Origin of the sequence: Rhodopseudomonas palustris BisB18 (assembly GCF_000013745.1) — a bacterium.
GTDB lineage: Bacteria > Pseudomonadota > Alphaproteobacteria > Rhizobiales > Xanthobacteraceae > Rhodopseudomonas_A > Rhodopseudomonas_A palustris_F.
In genome coordinates this window covers 1,478,404-1,498,209 of sequence record NC_007925.1, presented here as the reverse complement: position 1 = coordinate 1,498,209, position 19,806 = coordinate 1,478,404, and the positions used below count along the sequence as shown (strand labels likewise).

At 65.1% G+C, this 19,806-nt stretch carries 17 protein-coding genes; 5 read left to right on the top strand and 12 right to left on the bottom strand.

Features of this window, described 5'->3' with window-relative positions; genetic code table 11:
• The first annotated feature begins 34 nt into the window (after positions 1–34).
• The 5 genes from RPC_RS06900 (at position 35) to RPC_RS06880 (ending at position 4,765) form a co-directional block, all read left to right on the top strand.
• Positions 35–757 (top strand): ABC transporter ATP-binding protein, encoded by a 723-nt coding sequence (locus tag RPC_RS06900; RefSeq protein WP_011471839.1) that lies wholly within the window; start codon positions 35–37, stop codon positions 755–757.
• Positions 754–1,764: a branched-chain amino acid ABC transporter permease gene (locus tag RPC_RS06895; RefSeq protein ID WP_011471838.1), complete on the top strand. Its 1,011-nt coding sequence runs from the start codon at positions 754–756 to the stop codon at positions 1,762–1,764. Before RPC_RS06900 ends, RPC_RS06895 begins: the two co-directional genes overlap by 4 nt.
• A 10-nt stretch (positions 1,765–1,774) precedes the next feature.
• On the top strand, positions 1,775–2,851 hold the full coding sequence (locus tag RPC_RS06890; RefSeq protein WP_011471837.1) for a branched-chain amino acid ABC transporter permease: 1,077 nt from the start codon (positions 1,775–1,777) through the stop codon (positions 2,849–2,851).
• 110 nt (positions 2,852–2,961) lie between these two features.
• Positions 2,962–3,465 carry a DUF1993 domain-containing protein gene (locus RPC_RS06885; RefSeq protein ID WP_011471836.1) on the top strand — a complete coding sequence of 168 codons (504 nt, stop codon included), beginning with the start codon at positions 2,962–2,964 and terminating at the stop codon, positions 3,463–3,465.
• A gap of 196 nt (positions 3,466–3,661) precedes the next feature.
• Positions 3,662–4,765 carry an alkene reductase gene (locus RPC_RS06880; protein ID WP_011471835.1) on the top strand — a complete coding sequence of 368 codons (1,104 nt, stop codon included), beginning with the start codon at positions 3,662–3,664 and terminating at the stop codon, positions 4,763–4,765.
• Between the two features lie 279 nt (positions 4,766–5,044).
• Here RPC_RS06880 and RPC_RS06875 read toward each other — a convergent pair whose 3' ends face one another.
• From RPC_RS06875 to RPC_RS06820, 12 genes are all read right to left on the bottom strand, one after another.
• Complete coding sequence (locus RPC_RS06875; RefSeq protein WP_011471834.1) at positions 5,045–6,832, bottom strand: ABC transporter substrate-binding protein; 1,788 nt, start codon at positions 6,830–6,832, stop codon at positions 5,045–5,047.
• A gap of 63 nt (positions 6,833–6,895) precedes the next feature.
• Complete coding sequence (locus tag RPC_RS06870) at positions 6,896–7,225, bottom strand: DUF2160 domain-containing protein (protein ID WP_011471833.1); 330 nt, start codon at positions 7,223–7,225, stop codon at positions 6,896–6,898.
• Between the two features lie 260 nt (positions 7,226–7,485).
• Entirely contained in the window at positions 7,486–8,292 is an 807-nt protein-coding gene (locus tag RPC_RS06865; protein WP_041802537.1) for a carbohydrate ABC transporter permease, read from the bottom strand.
• 17 nt (positions 8,293–8,309) lie between these two features.
• Complete coding sequence (locus RPC_RS06860; protein ID WP_011471831.1) at positions 8,310–9,212, bottom strand: carbohydrate ABC transporter permease; 903 nt, start codon at positions 9,210–9,212, stop codon at positions 8,310–8,312.
• Positions 9,212–10,315, bottom strand: coding sequence for an ABC transporter ATP-binding protein (locus RPC_RS06855; RefSeq protein WP_011471830.1), 1,104 nt, complete (start codon positions 10,313–10,315; stop codon positions 9,212–9,214). The genes RPC_RS06860 and RPC_RS06855 overlap by 1 nt, the downstream gene beginning before the upstream one ends.
• A gap of 9 nt (positions 10,316–10,324) precedes the next feature.
• A complete protein-coding gene (locus RPC_RS06850) occupies positions 10,325–11,404 on the bottom strand; it encodes an ABC transporter ATP-binding protein (protein ID WP_011471829.1) in 1,080 nt (359 codons plus the stop codon).
• Positions 11,401–12,951, bottom strand: a complete 1,551-nt coding sequence (gene glpD / locus RPC_RS06845) for a glycerol-3-phosphate dehydrogenase (RefSeq protein WP_011471828.1) — start codon at positions 12,949–12,951, stop codon at positions 11,401–11,403. Before glpD ends, RPC_RS06850 begins: the two co-directional genes overlap by 4 nt.
• Positions 12,952–13,092: 141 nt before the next feature.
• A complete protein-coding gene (locus tag RPC_RS06840) occupies positions 13,093–13,917 on the bottom strand; it encodes a DeoR/GlpR family DNA-binding transcription regulator (RefSeq protein ID WP_011471827.1) in 825 nt (274 codons plus the stop codon).
• Positions 13,918–14,253: 336 nt separating this feature from the next.
• Positions 14,254–14,880: a flavin reductase family protein gene (locus RPC_RS06835; protein WP_011471826.1), complete on the bottom strand. Its 627-nt coding sequence runs from the start codon at positions 14,878–14,880 to the stop codon at positions 14,254–14,256.
• 4 nt (positions 14,881–14,884) lie between these two features.
• On the bottom strand, positions 14,885–15,520 hold the full coding sequence (locus RPC_RS06830) for a TetR/AcrR family transcriptional regulator (RefSeq protein ID WP_011471825.1): 636 nt from the start codon (positions 15,518–15,520) through the stop codon (positions 14,885–14,887).
• 18 nt (positions 15,521–15,538) lie between these two features.
• Positions 15,539–18,679 carry an efflux RND transporter permease subunit gene (locus RPC_RS06825; protein ID WP_011471824.1) on the bottom strand — a complete coding sequence of 1,047 codons (3,141 nt, stop codon included), beginning with the start codon at positions 18,677–18,679 and terminating at the stop codon, positions 15,539–15,541.
• A gap of 14 nt (positions 18,680–18,693) precedes the next feature.
• The gene (locus RPC_RS06820) at positions 18,694–19,791 is read right to left on the bottom strand and encodes an efflux RND transporter periplasmic adaptor subunit (protein ID WP_011471823.1); all 1,098 of its coding nucleotides are present in this window, start codon (positions 19,789–19,791) and stop codon (positions 18,694–18,696) included.
• Between the last annotated feature and the right edge of the window lie 15 nt (positions 19,792–19,806).

The following is a 19,806-nucleotide window of genomic DNA, read 5'->3' as shown; positions in this document are numbered from 1 at the left end:
AAGGCAGCGCCCTTCGCGTGAAAGCGAGCGCCGCATGACCGATCTGCTCACGCTCAGCGGCGTGCACACCCATATCGGCCGCTATCACATCCTGCACGGCGTCGACTTCGCGGTCCCCGAAGGCAAGACCACCATGCTGCTCGGCCGCAACGGCGCCGGCAAGACCACCACGCTGCGCACCATCATGGGGCTGTGGCCGGCCTCGGCCGGCAGCATTACGCTCGCCGGCCGGCGCATCGACACCATCGCCACGCCTGACATCGCCAGGCTCGGCGTCGGCTACGTGCCGGAAAGCATGGCGGTGTTTTCAGATCTCACGGTGAAGGAAAACCTGATCCTGGCCGCGCGCGAAGGCGCCCCGGACACAGCAAGGCTGGAATGGATTTTCGGCTTCTTCCCGGCGCTGAAGAAATTCTGGCTGTCGCGGGCGGGCGCGCTGTCCGGCGGACAGAAGCAGATGCTGTCGATCGCGCGCGCCATCGTCGAGCCGCGGCAACTCTTGCTGATCGACGAGCCGACCAAGGGGCTGGCGCCGGCGATCATCGGCTCGTTGATCGACTGCTTTTCCGAGATCAAGCGGCGCGGCGCCACCATCCTGCTGGTCGAGCAGAATTTCCACGCTGCCCGCGAGATCGGCGACGCGGTGCTGGTGATGGACAACGGCGCCATCGTGCATCGCGGCGGCATGGCGGATCTGGCCGATGACATTCCGCTGCAGGAACGCCTGCTCGGCCTCAGCCTGGAGGCGCATCAATGACCGAGCTTGCCGCCACCGACGCGCTGCCGAAACAGCCGCGCGACCTGTTGCCGCTGCTGCTGCCGGTGCTGCTGGCGCTCCTGATGCTGCCGCTGATCGGCTCCGGCTCGACCTGGATCACGCTGACGGTGGCGAGTCTGGCCATGGGCATGATGATCTTCATCATGGCGTCGGGGCTGACGCTGGTGTTCGGGCTGATGGACGTGCTGAATTTCGGCCACGGCGCCTTCATCGCGGTCGGCGCCTATGTCGCAACCTTGGTGCTGTTGCCGCTGGCGGCCTGGGTGCAGGCCGACTCGCTCTGGCTCAACCTCGCGGTGCTGGCGCCCGCGGCGCTTGCCGCGATGGCGATGTCCGGCGCGCTCGGCCTTGTCGTCGAGCGGGTGCTGATCCTGCCGGTCTATGGCCAGCATCTGAAACAGATCCTGATGACCACCGGAGGGTTGATCGTCGCCGAGCAGGCGCTGTACGCGCTGTGGGGGCCGCAGATCATTCCGCTGCCGCTGCCGACGTCGCTGCGCGGCTCGTTCATCCTCGGCGACGTCGCGATCGCCAAATACCGCCTGCTGGCGATGGGCGTCGGGCTCGCGGTGTTCGTCGGCATTCAACTGGTGCTGACCCGCAGCAAGATCGGGCTGTTGATCCGCGCCGGGGTGGAGAACCGCGAGATGGTGGAGGCGCTCGGCTATCACATCAAGCGGCTGTTCCTCGGCGTGTTCATGGTCGGCTCGGCGCTGGCCGGGCTCGGCGGCATCATGTGGGCGCTGTATCGCGAGCAGGTGCACGCCTCGATGGGCAACGATCTCACCGTTCTGGTGTTCATCGTGGTGATCATCGGCGGGCTCGGCTCGATCGGCGGCTGCTTCATCGGCGCACTTCTGGTTGCGATGGTGGCGAATTACGGCGGCTTCCTGCTGCCGAAGCTGGCGCTGGTGTCGAATATCCTGCTGATGGTCGCGATCCTGATGTGGCGGCCGCGCGGGCTCTATGCGGTGACGAGTCGATGAGGATTTGCCGATGATGCTTCTGTCCGGCGATCCGCCGCGCAGCCGGCTGCTCAGCGTGCTGTTGATCGCCATCGTCGCCGGCTTGGCGCTGGCGCCTTTGCTGTTTCCCGGCGCCAAGCCGCTGAACGTCGCCACCAAGATCTGCATCTTCGCAGCCTTGGTGGCGTCCTACGACCTGTTGCTCGGCTACACCGGCACGGTGTCGTTCGCGCATACGATGTTCTACGGCATCGGCTCTTACGCGATCGCGATTGCGCTCTACACACTGGGACCAAGCTGGAGCGCGATCGCGCTGGGGCTTGCGGTCGGCCTGCCGCTGGCCGCCTTGCTGGCGCTCGCCATCGGGTTGTTTTCGCTGCGGGTCGAGGCGATCTTCTTCGCGATGATCACGCTGGCGGTGGCCTCGGCTTTCATGGTGCTGGCGTCACAACTGTCGTGGTTGACCGGCGGCGAGGACGGCCGCAGCTTCCAATTGCCGGAATTGCTGCGGCCCGGCACCGTGTTCATCGCCAAGGACGTGCTGGGCTTTGCCGTCAACGGCCGCACCTTGACTTACTACATCATCTTCGTGGGCTGCGCGGCGATGATCCTCGGCCTGTTGCGGGTGGTGAATTCGCCGTTCGGCCGCGTCTTGCAGGCGGTGCGCGAGAATCGATTCCGCGCCGAGGCGCTCGGCTATCGCACGGTGTTTCATCTGACCTACGCCAATTGCATCGCCGCGCTGGTCGCCGCCTCCGCCGGCGCGCTGAACGCGATGTGGCTGCGCTATGCCGGCCCCGACACCTCGCTGTCGTTCGCCATCATGCTGGACATTCTGCTGATGGTGGTGATCGGCGGCATGGGCACGATCTACGGCGCGATCATCGGCGCCACCATCTTCATCCTGGCGCAGAATTATCTGCAAGCGCTGATGGGGCTCGCCTCCAATGCCGCCGCCGAAGCCGGGCTGCCGCTGCTGCCGGGATTGCTGCATCCGGACCGCTGGCTGTTGTGGCTCGGGCTGCTGTTCATCGCCAGCGTGTATTTTTTCCCGACCGGCATCGTCGGCCGGTTGCGGGAAACGTCGCGTTCCCGCCGACCGCGCTAGAAAACTTCTCGCGGGCAAGGCCCGGCGGTTGATTCCGGCGGTGCAGTTCCCAAATTCATGCAGCAGCATCTTTCACCCCCGCTGCCATCTCCCATGAAAACGAGCATCACATGTCCTTTTACGATTTCGCCGTGCCTGCCTATCTGCAAATGCTTGGCAGCCTGTCCGCCAGCCTGAAAAAGGCCGCGGACTATGCGGCCGCCAAGAAGATCGAGCCCGCCACGCTGCTCGGCACCAGGTTATTTCCGGACATGCTGCCGTTGACCCGGCAAGTCCAGCTCGCCTGCGATTATGCCACCAAGGGCGCCGCCCGCCTGAGCGGCAGCGAAGTGCCGGTGACGCCGGACACCGAGACCAATTTCGAGGAGCTGCAGCAGCGCATCGCCAAGACCATCGCCTACCTGCAGGGCTTCAAGCCGGCGCAATTCGACAGCGCCGCGACCCGCGAGATCACCTTCCCCAGCGGCCCGGCCAAGACCACGACCCTCACCGGCCAGCAATTCCTCAGCAATTTTTCGCTGCCGAACTTCTATTTCCACGTCAGCATCGCGCACGGCATCCTGCGGATGAGTGGCGTCGCGGTCGGCAAGCACGACTTCCTCGGCGCGAACTGACCGGGGATCGGCTTTCAGTCACGACTTTCGGCCACCGCGACGGCGGCCGAAAGTCGGTTCGTGCTGAATCCTTCCTGACCGCATATCAGACATTGCAATTTATCATGCAAACGCATCTATTTTAGGCGATCGCATTGCCATTCCCGCGCGCCATACACAGTTCAAGGCCATTGCAATCGTCCAGGACCCCTCCCCCATGAGCACTCCGACCAAACTGTTCGAGTCCTACAAGCTCGGCCCGATCACGCTGTCCAACCGCACCGTGATGGCGCCGTTGACCCGCAACCGCGCCGTCGCCGGCTTCGTGCCCAATCCTCTGGCGATCGAATATTACGGCCAGCGCGCCAGCGCCGGGCTGCTGATTACCGAGGCCAGCCAGATTTCGCAGCAGGGTCAGGGCTATCAGGACACCCCGGGCATCTACTCCAAGGAGCAGGTCGCCGGCTGGCGCAAGGTCACCGACGAGGTGCACAAGAAGGGCGGCAAGATCTTCATCCAGCTCTGGCACGTCGGCCGGATTTCGCATGTCGACCTGCAGCCGAACCACGGCGCGCCGGTGGCGCCGTCCGCGATCCGCGCCAAGACCAAGACCTATGTGGGCGGTCAGTTCGCCGACGTCTCCGAGCCGCGCGCGCTCGAACTCAACGAAATTCCCGGCATCATCGCGGATTACCGCAAGGCCGCCGCCAACGCCATCGAAGCCGGCTTCGACGGCGTCGAGATCCACGGCGCCAACGGTTATCTGCTCGATCAATTCGCGCGCGAGAGCAGCAACAAGCGTACCGATGCTTATGGCGGAGGAATCGAGAACCGCGCCAAGCTGATGCTCGAAGTTTCCAAGGCCGTGGTCGAGGAGATCGGCGCCGAGCGAACCGGCATTCGCATCTCCCCGGTGACTCCGGCCAACGACGTCTCGGATTCAAATCCGCAGGCCTTGTTCGACTATATCGTCGACGAGCTGAACAAGCTGAAGCTGGTCTATATCCACGTCATCGAGGGCTCGACCGGCGGCCCGCGGGACAATCTGCCGTTCGACTATGCGAGCCTGCGCAAGCGCTTCCACGGTACCTACATCGCCAACAACGCCTACGATCTGGCGCTCGCCAACAAGGTGCTGGATGCCGACGAGGCCGATCTGATCGCGTTCGGCAAATTGTTTATCGCCAATCCCGACCTGGTCGAGCGGCTGCGTCGCGGCGGCCCGTTCAACGAGCCCGACAAGGCGACGTTCTACGGCGGCGGCGCCAAGGGCTACACCGACTACCCGACGCTGGATGAGAAGCTGCAGGCGGCGCAGTAACGCCTCGGCCTTAACGCGCTGCGGATCAGGCCGGCGAGATCCGGCTCTGGCCCAACCGCGTCATGCCCGGCCTTGTGCCGGGCATCCACGCCCACAAGCGAGGCCGTCGATGTGTCCGTGGATGGCCGGGACAAGCCCGGCCATGACGTGGAGAGGTCAAGGTCTTTCGAGACACTTCCGGCGCAGAAACGGCTGCCGCTTTGAGTTCGCCGCTGATCGCTTCATGGAAAAGGCCGGGATGCTCCCGGCCTTTGTGCTTTGGCGATGCGAGCCTGCCGCTCAGTTCAGCGAGGCGCGCTTCGGCGGCGACGCCGGCCACGACTTGATCAGCGTGTCGTAGTCGATGGTTTCGCCCTTCGGCTTCTCGTTGGCGAGCTTGCGTTGCGGCGCGATGTTGCCGTCCTTTTCCGACTTCTTGTACCAGAACTCGGCGGTCTCCTTCTTGTTCAGCTTCGGGCCGCAGTCACCCTGCACCTTGGAGCGCTCGAGCCGCTCCAGCACCGAATCCTGCGCCGCCGCCAGCGAGTCCATCGCCGCCTGCGCGGTCTTGGCGCCCGAGGCCGCGTCGCCGATGTTCTGCCACCACAATTGCGCCAGCTTCGGATAGTCCGGGATGTTGTTGCCGGTCGGCGACCATTGCGTACGGGCCGGCGAGCGATAGAACTCGATCAGGCCGCCGAGTTTTGGCGCCCGTTCCGTAAAGGACTTATCCCAGATATCCGACTCGCGGATGAAGGTGAGACCGACGTGGCTCTTCTTCAAGCTGACAGTCTTCGAGGTGATGAACTGCAGATACAGCCACGCCGCCTTGCGGCGATCCGGCGGCGTCGACTTCAACAGCGTGCCGGAGCCGACGTCCTGATAGCCGAGCTTCATGCCGTCTTTCCAATACGCGCCATGCGGCGACGGCGCCATCCGCCACTTCGGCGTGCCGTCGGCGTTCATCACCGCAAGACCCGGCTTCACCATGTCGGCGGTGAAGGCGGTGTACCAGAACATCTGCTGGGCGACGTTGCCCTGCGCCGGCACCGGACCCGATTCCGAGAAGGTCATGCCCTGGGCCTGCGGCGGCGCGTATTTCTTCATCCAGTCGAGATATTTGACGATCGAATACACCGCCGCAGGGCCGTTGGTGTCGCCGCCGCGCTCGATCGAGGAGCCGACCGGACGGCAGCCTTCCATGCGGACGCCCCATTCGTCGACCGGCAGGCCGTTGGGAATGCCGCGATCGCCGTTGCCGGCCATCGACAGCCAGGCGTCGGTGAAGCGCCAGCCGAGCGACGGATCCTTCTTGCCATAATCCATGTGGCCATAGACCTTGACGCCGTTGATCTCCTTGACGTCGTTGGTGAAGAACTCGGCGATGTCCTCATAGGCCGACCAATTCACCGGCACGCCGAGGTCGTAGCCGTATTTCGCCTTGAACTTCGATTTGTAGTCCGGATTGGTGAACCAGTCGTACCTGAACCAATACAGGTTGGCGAACTGCTGGTCCGGCAGCTGATACATTTTCTTGTCGGGCGCGGTGGTGAACGAACGGCCGATAAAGTCGTCGATGTCCAGCATCGGGTCGGTGACGTCCTTGCCCTCGCCGGTCATGTAGTCGGACAGCGCGATGGTCTGGCCGTAGCGGAAATGCGTGCCGATCAGATCGCTGTCGTTGATCCAGCCGTCATAGACGTTCTTGCCGGACTGCATCTGGGTCTGCAGCTTCTCGACCACGTCGCCTTCCTGGATCAAATCGTGCTTGAGCTTGATGCCGGTGATTTCCGAAAACGCCTTGGCCAGCGTTTTGGCTTCGTATTCGTGGGTGGTGATGGTTTCGGAGACGACGTTGATGTCCATGCCCTTGAACGGCTCGGCCGCCTTGGCGAACCATTGCAGCTCCTTGAGCTGATCTTCCTTCGACAGCGTCGAGGGCTGGAATTCCTCGTCGATCCATTTCTGCGCGGTGGCGTCGTCGGCAAGCGCCGGCGCCGTCGAGACCGCGATCAGCGCCGCGGCGCTCGCCATGCCGAGAAAAATCGCGCGCGTCGATCGACGGCGCTGTCCGATTGCGTGTTGCATCCTGTTCCTCCGTTGGTCGTTTATTCAGCTCCGGGTTGATCCCGGATCTGTCGTGTTCGACGCTCAGACGTTGCGAAAGATCGCAACGGCAAAGAGCAGCGAAAGGACGGTCGCGAGCCACAGGCTCGAGATTTCAATTCCATCGGTGCCGATCGGCAGCGTCGCCAAGGGATCACTGCCGACGAACCCGATCCACGCCAGATGGATCACCGCGGCGGAAATCAGCGACAGAAACAGCCGGTCGCCGCGGGTGGTGGGAATCCTTAAAATTCCGACGCGCTCGGCCTCCGGATAGGCCACCGCGAGCCAGGTCATCACCGCGAGCGTGCCGGCCAACAGCACGAAGAAAATCGCGGTCGGCGCGGTCCAGGCCATCCATGCGATGTTGTCCATGGGTTAGCGTCTCCCGCGTTGGTCGTTGCGCGCAAAGGGGTCCGCGACGATTGCAACAGCGTGCCCCGGACGCAGCGCAACGCGCCCCTCTTGGGGCGTGGTGCGCTGCTGATCCGGGGCCGTTACGGAACGCCGCATCCGTAAAGGTCCCGGTTCTGCGGAGCAGCACTTCGTGCTGCACCGCGCCCGGGACACGATCCGTGAGCGCTCCTCGCAATGACGGCGGCGCTGTTCCTCTTCAATTTCGAACATCTTCGACCTCACACCCGACCCAGCGCGAAGCCGCGCGCGATGTAGTTGCGGACGAACCAGATCACCAGCGCGCCGGGGATGATGGTGAGCACGCCGGCCGCCGCCAACAGCCCCCAGTCCATCCCGGCGGCCGACACCGTCCGGGTCATCACCGCGGAGATCGGCTTGGCGTTGACTGAGGTCAGCGTGCGCGCCAGCAACAGTTCGACCCAGGAAAACATGAAACAGAAGAACGCCGCCACCCCGATCCCCGAGGCGATCAGCGGCATCATGATCTTGACGAAGAATTTTGGAAACGAATAGCCGTCCAGGAATGCGGTCTCGTCGATCTCCTTCGGCACGCCGGAGACGAAGCCTTCGAGAATCCACACCGCCAACGGCACGTTGAACAGGCAATGCGCCAGCGCCACCGCCCAGGGCGTATCGAACAGATTGATCGCCGAATACAGGTTGAAGAACGGCAGCGCATAGACCGCGGCCGGCGCCATCCGGTTCGACAGCAGCCAGAAGAACAGATGCTTGTCGCCGAGGAAGCGATAGCGCGAGAACGCATAGGCCGCCGGCAGCGCGAACGAGATCGACAGCACCGTGTTGATCACGACGTATTTCAGCGAGTTGATGTAGCCGGAATACCAGCTCTCGTCGGTGAAGATGGTCCGGTAATTCTCCAGCGTCGGCTGGTGCGGCCACAGCGTCATGGTCGAGACGATCTCGGCGTTGGTCTTGAAGCTCATATTGACCAGCCAATAGATCGGCAGCAGCAGGAAGATCAGATACAGCGCCAGGATCAGCCGGCGGCCGGGGATCGAATGCATCGCGCGCTCGCTATGCATCATGCGCCCTCCGGGTTGGTGTCGCGGCCGGAGCCCACATTGGTCATCACCGTGTAGAACACCCAGCAGACGATGATGATGATCAGGTTGTAGACGATCGACAGCGCCGCGGCCTTGCCGAGGTCGAACTGGCCGAGCGCGATCTTGACCAGCTCGATCGACACGAAGGTGGTCGAGTTGCCCGGCCCGCCGCCGGTCACCACGAAGGGTTCGGTGTAGATCATGAAACTGTCCATGAAGCGCAGCAGCACCGCGATCAACAGCACGCGGTGCATCTTCGGCAGCTGGATCGCGGTGAACACCGCCCAGCGCGAGGCGCCGTCGATCTGCGCCGCCTGATAATAGGCGTCGGGGATCGATTTCAGCCCGGCGTAGCACAACAGCGCCACCAGGCTGGTCCAGTGCCAGACGTCCATCACCACCACGGTGGCCCAGGCGTCGAACGCGTTGGAGACGTAGTTGTAATCGATGCCGAGCCCGTTCAGCGAATAGCCCAACAGGCCGATGTCGGGCCGGCCGAAGATCTGCCAGATGGTGCCGACCACATTCCACGGGATCAACAGCGGCAGCGCCATGATCACCAGGCACAGCGCCACCGTCCAGCCATGGCGCGGCATCGCCAGCGCCACCACGATGCCGAGCGGCACTTCGATGGCGAGGATGATCGCCGAGAACGCCAGGTTGCGCGCCAGCGAGGCGAAGAACCGCTCGCCGAGGTCGCTGTTAGGGTCGAGCAATTCCTTGAACCAGCCGACCCCGTTCCAGAAGAACTGGTTGTTGCCGAAAGTGTCCTGCACCGAATAGTTCACCACCGTCATCAGCGGCAGGATCGCCGAGAACGCCACGATGGCGAACACCGGCAGCACCAGGAACCAGGCTTTCTGGTTGACGGTCTTGTCCATCAGGCCACCTTCTCCAACGCCTGGCCTTCGACCAGGCGGCTATCGGCATAGACCAGGATCCGCGCCGGCTCGAACACCAGCCCGACTTCCGAGCCTGGCTCCGAAAGTCCGGGCGGCAGCCGCGCCGCGAACTTCACGTCGCCGACCCGCACCCTTGCAAACCGCACCCTTCCGAGATCGTCGATCCGCTCGATCGTGGCTGCAAGCAAGCCCGGCGCCAGCGGCGCGACATGGACGAATTCCGGCCGCACGCCGATCTCGATCTTGGCGCCTTGCGGCAGATGATCGTAAGCGCGGCCGAGCGGGATGACGTGGCCGCCGATCTTGGCCTCGCGGCCGCGCACTTGCGCCGGCACCACGTTCATGCCGGGCGAGCCGATGAAATAGCCGACGAAGGTGTGCGCCGGCTTTTCGAACAATTCCTCCGGCGTGCCGCTCTGCACCACGCGTCCGTCATGCATCACCACCACGGTGTCGGCAAAGGTCAAAGCTTCGGTCTGGTCGTGGGTGACGTAGATCATGGTGAGATCCAGCGCGCGGTGCAGCGCCTTCAACTTGGAGCGCAGCTCCCATTTCAGATGCGGATCGATCACGGTGAGCGGCTCGTCGAACAGGATCGCCGAGACGTCTGAGCGCACCAGGCCGCGGCCCAGCGAAATCTTCTGCTTGGCGTCGGCGGTGAGTCGCGTCGCCTTGCGCTTGAGATGCGGGGTAAGATCGAGCAGTTCGGCGATCTCGGCGACGCGCTTGTCGATGTCGGCTTTCGCCACGCCGCGGTTCTTCAGCGGAAACGCCAGATTCTGCCCCACCGTCATGGTGTCGTAGATCACCGGAAACTGGAACACCTGGGCGATGTTGCGCTCGCGGGTCGAGAGCCGGGTGACGTCGGTGCCGTCGAACAGGATCTGGCCGTGCGACGGCGTGACGATGCCGGAGATCAGATTGAGCAGCGTGGTCTTGCCGCAGCCCGATGGCCCGAGCAGCGCGTAGGCGCCGCCCTGCCGCCAGGTCATCGACACCGGCTTCAGCGCGTAAGCCTCCGGCGGCAGGTCCGGGCCGACGAGATAAGTGTGCGCGAGATCGACGAGGTCAATGCGAGCCATCGTTGCGCCTCACATCGTCGAAGGTGCCGCGACCAGGCGGTCGGCGGCGTCGAACACGAACAGATTGGCGGGATCGAGCACCGCTTCCAGCGGCTGCCCGGGCAGGAATTCGTGCACGCCCTGCAGCACCGCGACCCAGTTGGTGTCGCCGCGCTTCAGATGCACGAAGCTCTCCGAGCCGGTGATCTCGGTCACCGACACCGTGGTGGCGAAGGCGTGGCGGTCGGCGTGGCCGCTGGCGACCTCGAGCTGATGGGCGCGGAAACCGACCCGGTAGGCGCCATCTCCGAGGGAAGCGAACACTCCGGTCGCGGGGCCAGAGCCGCCGCCGGCATAGTCGACCGCGCCGTTCTTCTTCTCGACGTTCACCAGATTGAGCGGCGGATCGGAGAACACCTGCGCGACGCGCAAGCTCTCGGGGCGGCGATAGACCTGCGCGGTGACGCCGTTCTGCAGCGCCAGGCCCTCCCACATGCAGATGGTGTTGCCGCCGAGCAGCAGCGCCTCCGACGGCTCGGTGGTGGCGTAGACGAAGATCGCGCCCGACGCCTCAAAAATGCGCGGCAGGTCGACGCGCAGTTCCTCGCGCAGCTTGTAGTCGAGATTAGCCAGCGGCTCGTCGAGCAGCACCAGGTCGGCGCCCTTGACCAGCGCGCGCGCGATCGCGGTGCGCTGCTGCTGTCCGCCGGACAGTTGCATCGGCGTGCGCTTCAGATACGGCTCGAGCTTCAACAACTTCGCCGCCTCCTGCACCTTGCGCTCGATCTCGGCGCGCGGCTGGCGCTGCACCCGCAAGGGCGAAGCGATGTTCTCGTAAACGCTGAGCGAGGGGTAGTTGATGAACTGCTGATACACCATCGCCACCGAGCGCTTGCGGACGTCGACGCCGGTGACGTCTTTTCCGTCGACCAGAACCTTGCCGTGGCTCGGCTTGTCGAGCCCCGCGAGCAGCCGCATGATCGAGGTCTTGCCGGACAGCGTCGGCCCGAGCAGCACGGTGAGCGTGCCGCGCTGCAGCGTCAGCGAGACGTCGCGGATCGCCGGCACGCCGTCGATGCTGCGGCTGACGTTTTGCAGCGACACGCTCACGGCAGCCCTCCCGCCTTACGCAACGCGCCATCGGTCGGCGCCGCGCGCTGCGCGATCATCCAGCCGTCGATCGCGGCGATCTCGGCCACCGACAGCCGCAGGCCGAGCTTGGAGCGGCGCCAGACGACGTCCTCGGCGGTCACCGCCCATTCGTTGGCCATCAGATAGCGCACCTCGCGCTCGGTCAGCGTAGCGCCGAACGATTGGCCGAGATCGGCCATCGAGGTCGCGGTACCGAGCAACAGCGGCGCGCGGGTGCCGTAGGCGCCGGCCAGCCGTGCGGCGTGCGCCTCGGACAGAAACGGATAGCTGCGGCGCAGTTCGCCGATCAGTTGGCCAAGGCCGAACACGTCGAAATCGCCGCCCGGCAATGGCGCTTTGGCGGTCCAGCCCTCGCGCGCCTTGTCGCCGTGCAGATACGGCGCCAGCTTCTCCAATGCCTCTTCGGCGAGCCTGCGATAGGTGGTGATCTTGCCGCCGAAGATCGTCAACAGCGGCGCGCCGCCTTTCGGCACGTCGAGCTCGAAGACGTATTCGCGGGTCGCGGCCTTGGCGTCGCTGGCGCCGTCGTCATAGAGCGGCCGCACCCCGGAGAACGTCCACATCACGTCCGACGGGCTCACCGGCTTTTTCAGATAGGCGCCGACGGAGTCGCACAGATAGCCGATCTCCTCGGCCGAGGCTTTCACCTTGGCGGGATCGCCCTCGTAGTCGCGGTCGGTGGTGCCGATCAGCGTGAAGTCGTCCTGATAGGGGATCGCGAACACGATGCGGCCGTCGGCGTTCTGGAAGATGTAGGCGCGGTCGTGGTCGTACAGTTTCGGCACCACGATGTGCGAGCCCTGCACCAGCCGCACCTTGCTGTTGGGCGCGACGCCGGAGCCCTCGGCCAGCACGCTCTCGACCCAGGGGCCGGCGGCGTTGACCAGCGCGCGCGCGCTGATGCTGCGGCGCGCACCGCTCAGCGTGTCCTCCACCGTGACCTGCCAGAGGCCGTCGGCCTGGCGGATCGACACCGCGCGGCTGCGGGTGCGGATCTCGGCGCCGCGATCGGCGGCATCGCGCGCGGTCAGCAGCACCAGCCGGGCATCATCGACGAAGCAGTCGGAATATTCAAAACCGCGCTTGAAGCGGCCGGGGATCAGCGGCTCACCGACCTTTTCGCGCGACAGATCGAGCGAAGAGGTCGGCGGCAACAGCTTGCGGCCGCCGATATAGTCGTACAGCAACAGCCCGAGCCGCAGCCGCCACGCCGGGCGCAAGCCGGCGTGATGCGGCAACACGAAGCGCAGCGGGCGGATGATGTGCGGCGCGATCTGCCACAGCACCTCGCGCTCGATCAGCGCCTCGCGCACCAGGCGGAATTCAAAATACTCCAGATAGCGCAGCCCGCCGTGGATCAGCTTGGTCGACCACGACGAGGTGCCGCTGGCCAGATCGTTCATCTCGCACAGAAACACCGAGTTGCCGCGTCCGGCCGCATCGCGCGCGATGCCGCAGCCGTTGATGCCGCCGCCAATGATCGCGAGGTCGAAAACCTGACCCACCGACGCTTCCCCCGACCAATTCTTGTTGTAGGCGATTCCTCGCAAGCCTTCGCTTATATGCGAATGGCTTTCGAATCCGATTAAAACACAACGTAAAACGAAAGCAAGCCCCTCATGGTGGCTTGCAGCCCGGGCAGATGCCTAATCCTGCCGCAGCATCGGCAGCTCCGGCACCGCCTCCTCGCTCTCGACGGGGCGCTTCGGCAGCGCGGTGATGACGTGAATTCCCTTGGCGTCGCAGATGCTTTGCAACGAATCCGGCAGCGCCAGGTCGGTGACGAAGGTTTGAATCTGGCTGAGATGGGCGATCCGCACCGGGGCGCTGCGCCGCAATTTGGTGGAGTCGGCGACCAGCATGACGCTGCGGGCGTTGGCGACGATCGCCTGCGCCGCCTGCACCTCGCGGTAGTCGAAGTCGAGCAGCGCGCCCTCCTCGTCGATCGCCGAGGCGCCGATGATCGCGTAGTCGACCTTGAACTGGCCGATCAGGCTGATCGCCGCCGATCCGATCACCGCGCCGTCGGCGCGCCGCACCGTGCCGCCGGCGACGATCACCTCGATCCGCGGATGGCGATACAGCTGCATCGCGACGTTGAGGTTGTTGGTGATCACCAGCAGGTCTTCATGCGAGGTGAGCGCGCTGGCGACCTCCTCGGTGGTGGTGCCGATATTGATGAACAGCGAACAGCCGTTGGGGATCTGCGCTGCTGCGGCGGCGCCGATCGCCTTCTTCTCCTCGGCGGCGACGAAGCGCCGCGCCTCATAGGCCAGGTTCTCGACCCCGGAGGCGATGATCGCGCCGCCGTGGATGCGGGTCAGCGAGCGGCGGTCGCAGAGGTCGTTGAGGTCCTTGCGGATGGTCTGCGCCGACACCTCGAACCGCCGGGTCAGGTCGTCGACCATCACCCGCCCGAACGAGCGCGCGATATTGAGAATTTCGGATTGCCGATGGGTCAGTCCCGCCACGTATCACCTCGCCGAAAACAACCCATGGTGCTGGTGTTCGCCGAACGGGTCAACGCACGAGATCGCGGCGTTGTCGCAACGCAGCGATGAAAAATCCGGACTGCTGCGCCGGCTATGCCGCCGCGGCGCGCGACAGTCTAACGAGAGACGCCCAGCAACTGTGTCCCGGGCAAGGAGCAGCGCATTTCGCGCTGTTCCGCAGAACCGGGACCGTTCCAGATGCCGCGTTCCGTAACGGCCCCGGCTCTGCAGCGCACCACGCCGCTTTCGCGGCGCGTTGCGCTGCGTCCGGGGCACAAGTCTGAGAGTTGGCTGAGCGTCTAACGAATCAGCCGCTCATGCAGGGCGCGGCATCTCGAACATTGCCTCCGGCGTCACCTCGAGATAGTCGCCCATGCGGCCGGCGCGCAGGATCGGATGCGCCTCTGCGGTCTGGTAGACGCCGTCCTTGATCAGCCGCCTGTCGATGTGCACGGCGACGACTTCGCCGATCGTCAGCCAGGCCTCGGCCTTGTGGCCATCGGCGCCCTGCAGCTGGATCAGTTGCGACAGCTTGCATTCGAACGACACCGGGCTTTCGCCGACCCGCGGCGGCTTGACCAGTCTGCTGGGCAGCTCGGTCAGCCCGGCGACGGTGAACTCGTTGACTTCGTGCGGCAGCGTCGCCGAGGTCTGGTTCATCGCCTGCGCCAGATCCTTGGTGGCGAGATTCCAGACGAATTCGCCGGTGGCCTGGATGTTGGCGACGGTGTCCTTCCAGGTGGTGCTGGAAAAGCCGATCAGCGGCGGGCGATAATTGAAGGCGTTGAAGAAGCTGTAGGGCGCGAGATTGACGTGGCCGTCGGCGTCGCGCGACGAGATCCAGCCGATCGGCCGCGGGCCGACGATGGCGTTGAACGGATCATGCTTGAGGCCATGGCCGTTCACCGGCTCGTAATAGTGCACGTCGATTACATCGGTCACGCGATCATCTCTGGTTGGCGGGGGAGGAAGCCGGGGTGGAAGCGCGGTGCGGCGCGAGCGCGGCGAGCACGAAATCGATCATCTGATCGATGGTCGGACCCGGCTTGTCGTCGACATGGGCGATCAGCTGCGGGTGAAAGAAATGGATCATGGCGGTACAGGTACATGTCGCCGCCAGCGGCACATCCGGCGCATTGAATTCGCCGGCGGCCTTCCCCTCGGCGATCACCTCCGCGATCATGCCGGTGATCCGCTCGAAATGCGCCACGCAGACATCCCAGCTCTGTTCCATGGCGATCGCGACCATCTCGTGCAGCTTGGCGTCGCCGACATAGCGTTCGGCGTTCATGCGGTGGATCGTCGTCAGTAGGTCGCGCAACCGCTGCGCCGCGGGCGCGGCGCGTCGCACGATGGCGTCCGCCGCCGCCTCGACCTCGCCCATCAGCCGCCGCGCCACGCCTTCGTGAATCGCCTTCTTGGAATCGAAGAAGCGATAGACGTTGGCCGGCGACATCCGCATCACCTTGGCGATGTCGGCGACGGTGGTCTTCTGATAGCCGATCTCGCGAAACAGCCGTTCTGCGACCACGAGGACGCGTTCGCGCATGTCGACTTCAAGGTGCTCGGCGGCCAGGGTCATATGTCACCCAATGTTCTATTATTCCGCGGCGGCGGCAAGGGGGATCGGCGAACGCTTTTCAGTCTCATGCTGCGGCGCGAGATCGGCCTGATCGCCAGGACCGGCTTCGTCCAGGCTGTTGCGGAACCAGAGCGCGTAGAGTCCCGGCAGATACAGCAGCGTCAGGAAGGTGGCGACGAACAGCCCGCCCATGATGGTGACCGCCATCGGCCCCCAGAATGCCGAGCGGGTCAGCGGGACCATCGCCAGGATCGCCGCCAGCGCGGTCAACACCACTGGCCGCGCGCGCCGAATGGTGGCCTCGACGATCGCGGCGCGCCTCGTCAGGCCATGGCTGACATCGGTCTCGATCTGGTCGACCAGGATCACCGCGTTGCGCATGATCATGCCGGCGAGCGCGATCAGCCCGAGCAGAGCGACGAAGCCGAACGGCTGGCGGGCGACGTTGAGCCCCAATGATGCGCCGATGATGCCGAGCGGGGCGGTGAGAAACACCAGCAGCAGCCGCGAGAAGCTCTGCAGCTGGATCATCAGCAGCGCCAGCATGATGATCACCATCAGCGGAAACAGCATGAAGATCGAAGAATTGCCCTTGGCGGATTCCTCGATCGCGCCGCCGATCTCGATCCGGTAGGCCGGCTGCAGGCTGTCGCGGATGCCCTGCAGCTTCGGCCAGATCGCGTTGGTGACGTCGGGCGCCTGCTTGCCGGGCGCGACGTCGCCGCGCACCGTGATCGCCATGTCGCGATTGCGCCGCCACAGGATCGGCTCCTCATGGGCGTATTCGATCTTGGCGATCTGCGACAGCGGCACCGCGACGCCGCCCCGCGAGGTCACGGTGAGATCGCTGACGCGGCCGAGATCGAGCCGCTCGGAGGCCACCGCACGCGCCACCACGCCGACCTTCTCGACGCCGTCGCGCACCGTGGTGACGTTGGCGCCGGAGATCAGCATGGCGAGCGCCTGCGAGACGTCCTGCGGCGTCAGCCCGAGCGCGCGGGCGCGGTCCTGGTCGACCGCGAGCTTCAGATACGGCGTCTGCTCGTTCCAATCGAGATGCGGATCGAGCACGTCGGCATTGCCGCGCACCACGTCGCGGACCTGATAGGCGATCTCGCGCACCTTCCTGGTATCAGGTCCGATCACCCGGAACTGCACCGGGAAGCCGACCGGCGGGCCGAAATTGAACTGATCGACCCGCACCCGGGCTTCGGACAACTGCCCGGCCAGGGCGGCGGCTTCGAGCCGCGCCTTGACCCGCTCGCGCGCCGCCACGTCCTTGGTGACGATGACGATCTCGGCGTAGGATTCGTTCGGCAGCTCCGGGCTGAGACCCATCCAGAACCGCGGCGGCCCCTTGCCCACATAGGCGGTGTAGGTGGCGATGTCGGAATCGTCTTTCAGCAAAGTCTCGGCTTGCTTGACGCTGTCCATGGTGACGGCGAAGGCGGTGCCTTGCGGCAGCCGCAGCTGCAGAAACAGTTCCGGCCGCTCCGAGGTCGGAAAGAACTGCTGCTGGATCAGGCCGAAGCCTGCGATCGACAGCGCGAAGGCCCCGACCGTCGCCAGCACCACGGTGGCGCGCCAGCGGATGCACCACTGGATGACGCGACGAAACAGCCGGTAGAACCGGGTCTCGTACACCGCCTCCGGATCGTGATGCGGCCGCTTGGAAAAATCCGGCAACAGCCGGACGCCGATATACGGCGTGAAGATCACGGCCACGAACCACGACGCCACCAGCGCGATCGCCACCACCCAGAAGATGCCGCCGGTATATTCGCCCACGGAGGAATTGGCGAAGCCGATCGGCAGGAAGCCCGCCGCGGTGACCAGCGTGCCGGTCAGCATCGGAAACGCCGTGGACTCCCAGGCGAACGATGCCGCCTTGGCGCGCTCCCAGCCCTGCTCCATCTTCACCACCATCATCTCCACCGCGATGATGGCGTCGTCGACCAATAGCCCGAGCGCGATGATCAGCGCGCCGAGCGTGACGCGGTGCAGGTCGATCGACATCGCGTTCATCACGATGAAGACGATGGTCAAGACCAGCGGCACCGAGAGCGCCACCACGATGCCGGTGCGCCAGCCGAGCGCCAGGAAGCTGACGAACAACACGATCACCAGCGCCTCGATGAAGGAGCGCACGAATTCGCCGACCGCGTGGTCGACGACTTGCGGCTGGTCGGCGATCTGTTCGATGTCGATGCCCTGCGGCACCGCGGTCATGAATTCGGCGGTGGCCTTGGCGACGTCGGCGCCGAGGTCGATGATGTTGACGCCCTTCGCCATCACCACGCCGATGCCGAGCGCCGGCTTGCCCTTCTGCCGCACCATGTAGTCGGTGGGATCGACATAGCCGTGGCTGACGCTGGCGATGTCGCCGAGACGAAACACCCGGCCGTTGCTTTCCACCGGGGTTTCGGCCACCGCCTTGGCGCCGTCGAGCGCGCCGCTGACGCGCAGCGGCACCCGCTGCGCCGAGGTTTCCACGGTGCCAGCCGGCACCACCGCGTTCTGCTTGGCCAGCGAATCGAACAGCGCCTGCGGCGTCACCCCCAGCGTCGCCAGCTTGGCATGGGAGAATTCGACGTAGATCCGCTCGTCCTGGGTGCCGTAGATGTTGACCTTGGTGACGCCCGGCACTTTCAACAGATGCTGCCGCATGCCTTCGGCGACCTTCTTCAGCTGCGCGTAGTCGGCGCCGTCGCCGGTCATCATGTAAAGGACGGAGTCGACGTCGCCATATTCGTCGTTGACGCTCGGACCGATCAGGCCGGACGGCAGGTCGCCGCGGATGTCGTCGATCTTCTTGCGCACCTGATAGAACAGCTCGGGCACGTCCTTCGGCGGGGTGTTGTCGCGGAACGAGATGTTCATCGCGGTGAAGCCGGGCTTCGAATAGGTCTGCACCTTGTCGAAATACGGCAATTCCTGCAGCTTCTTCTCGATCGGATCGGCGACCTGATCCTGCATTTCCTTGGCGGTCGCGCCGGGCCAGATCGCCGAGACGATCACCACCTTGATGGTGAAGGACGGGTCTTCGGCGCGGCCCAGCCGCTGATAGGAGAACAGGCCGCCGACGCCGAGCGCGACGATCATGAACAGGATCAGCGCCGGATGGCCGACCGCCCAGGCCGACAGGTTGAAACGATGCATCGCGCCGTCCCCGCTCAAAACGTCAGCGCCGAAACGACCCGGACCTTCTCGGCCGGATCGAGTTTCTGCACCCCAAGCACCACCACCTTGGCGCCCTCGGCGACGCCGCCGCTGATCAGCACGTCGGTGGTCTCGTAGGCCTTGACCGCCACCGGCTGCAACGTGACTTGGCCCGCATCATCGACCACGTAGAACGACGGCTGGGTGCCCTGGTTGAACAGCGCCGACAGCGGCAGCCGCGCCACCCGTTGCGTGTTCGGATCGGCCAGCGTCAGCGTCGCGGTCATCCCGAGCGCGACCTCGTCGCCGGCTTCGGGCAGCGAGAATTTCGCCAGGTAAGTACGGGTCGCCGCATCGGCGTTGGGCGCGATCTCGCGCAATTTCGCGGCGTATTTCCGGTTCGGGTCCGACCACAGCGTCACCGTGGCGGTGCCGTCCTTGGCCCGACCGATCAGCGTCTCCGGAATCGCCACCACGGCTTCCTTCTCGGCGAAACGCGCCACTCGGATCGCGGTCTGGCCGGCCGCCACCACCTGGCCGGCATCGATCAGCGTCGCGGTGACCACGCCGCGGGTGTCGGCAACGAGCGTAGCGTAGGACAGGCTGTTGTTGGTGAGTTCGACCGAGCGCTCGGCGCGATTGAGCCGGGCGCGGGCCTCGTCGGCGCTGGCCTTGGCCTGATCGAGCTGGGCGTCGGTGGCCCAGCCCTTGGCGCGCAGCTCCTTGGCGCGGTTCTCGGCGGCGGCGGCCTGCGCCAGCACGCCGGTGGCGGCGCGGCGCTCGGCTTCGGCCTGCTCGGCCTGCAGCTTGAGATCCACCTCGTCGAGCTGCGCCAAGGGTTGGCCGACCTCGACGCTCTGACCGACCTCGACCAGCCGTTTGGCGATCTTGCCGGCGACCCGGAAGCCGATATCGGCCTCGATCCGCGGCCGGATGGTGCCGACGAAGCTGCGCTCCGGCGCCTCCGCGGCGTAGTGCACACTGGCCACCAGCACCGGGCGGGGCGGCGGCGCCTTCGCAGCCTCTTTCTGGCCGCAGCCGCTGAGAGCCAGCGCCAGACCGACCGCGGCCAGCGGCGGCAGCAGACCACGGGTGGGCACATTCCAAGACATCACAATTCCTCAAGC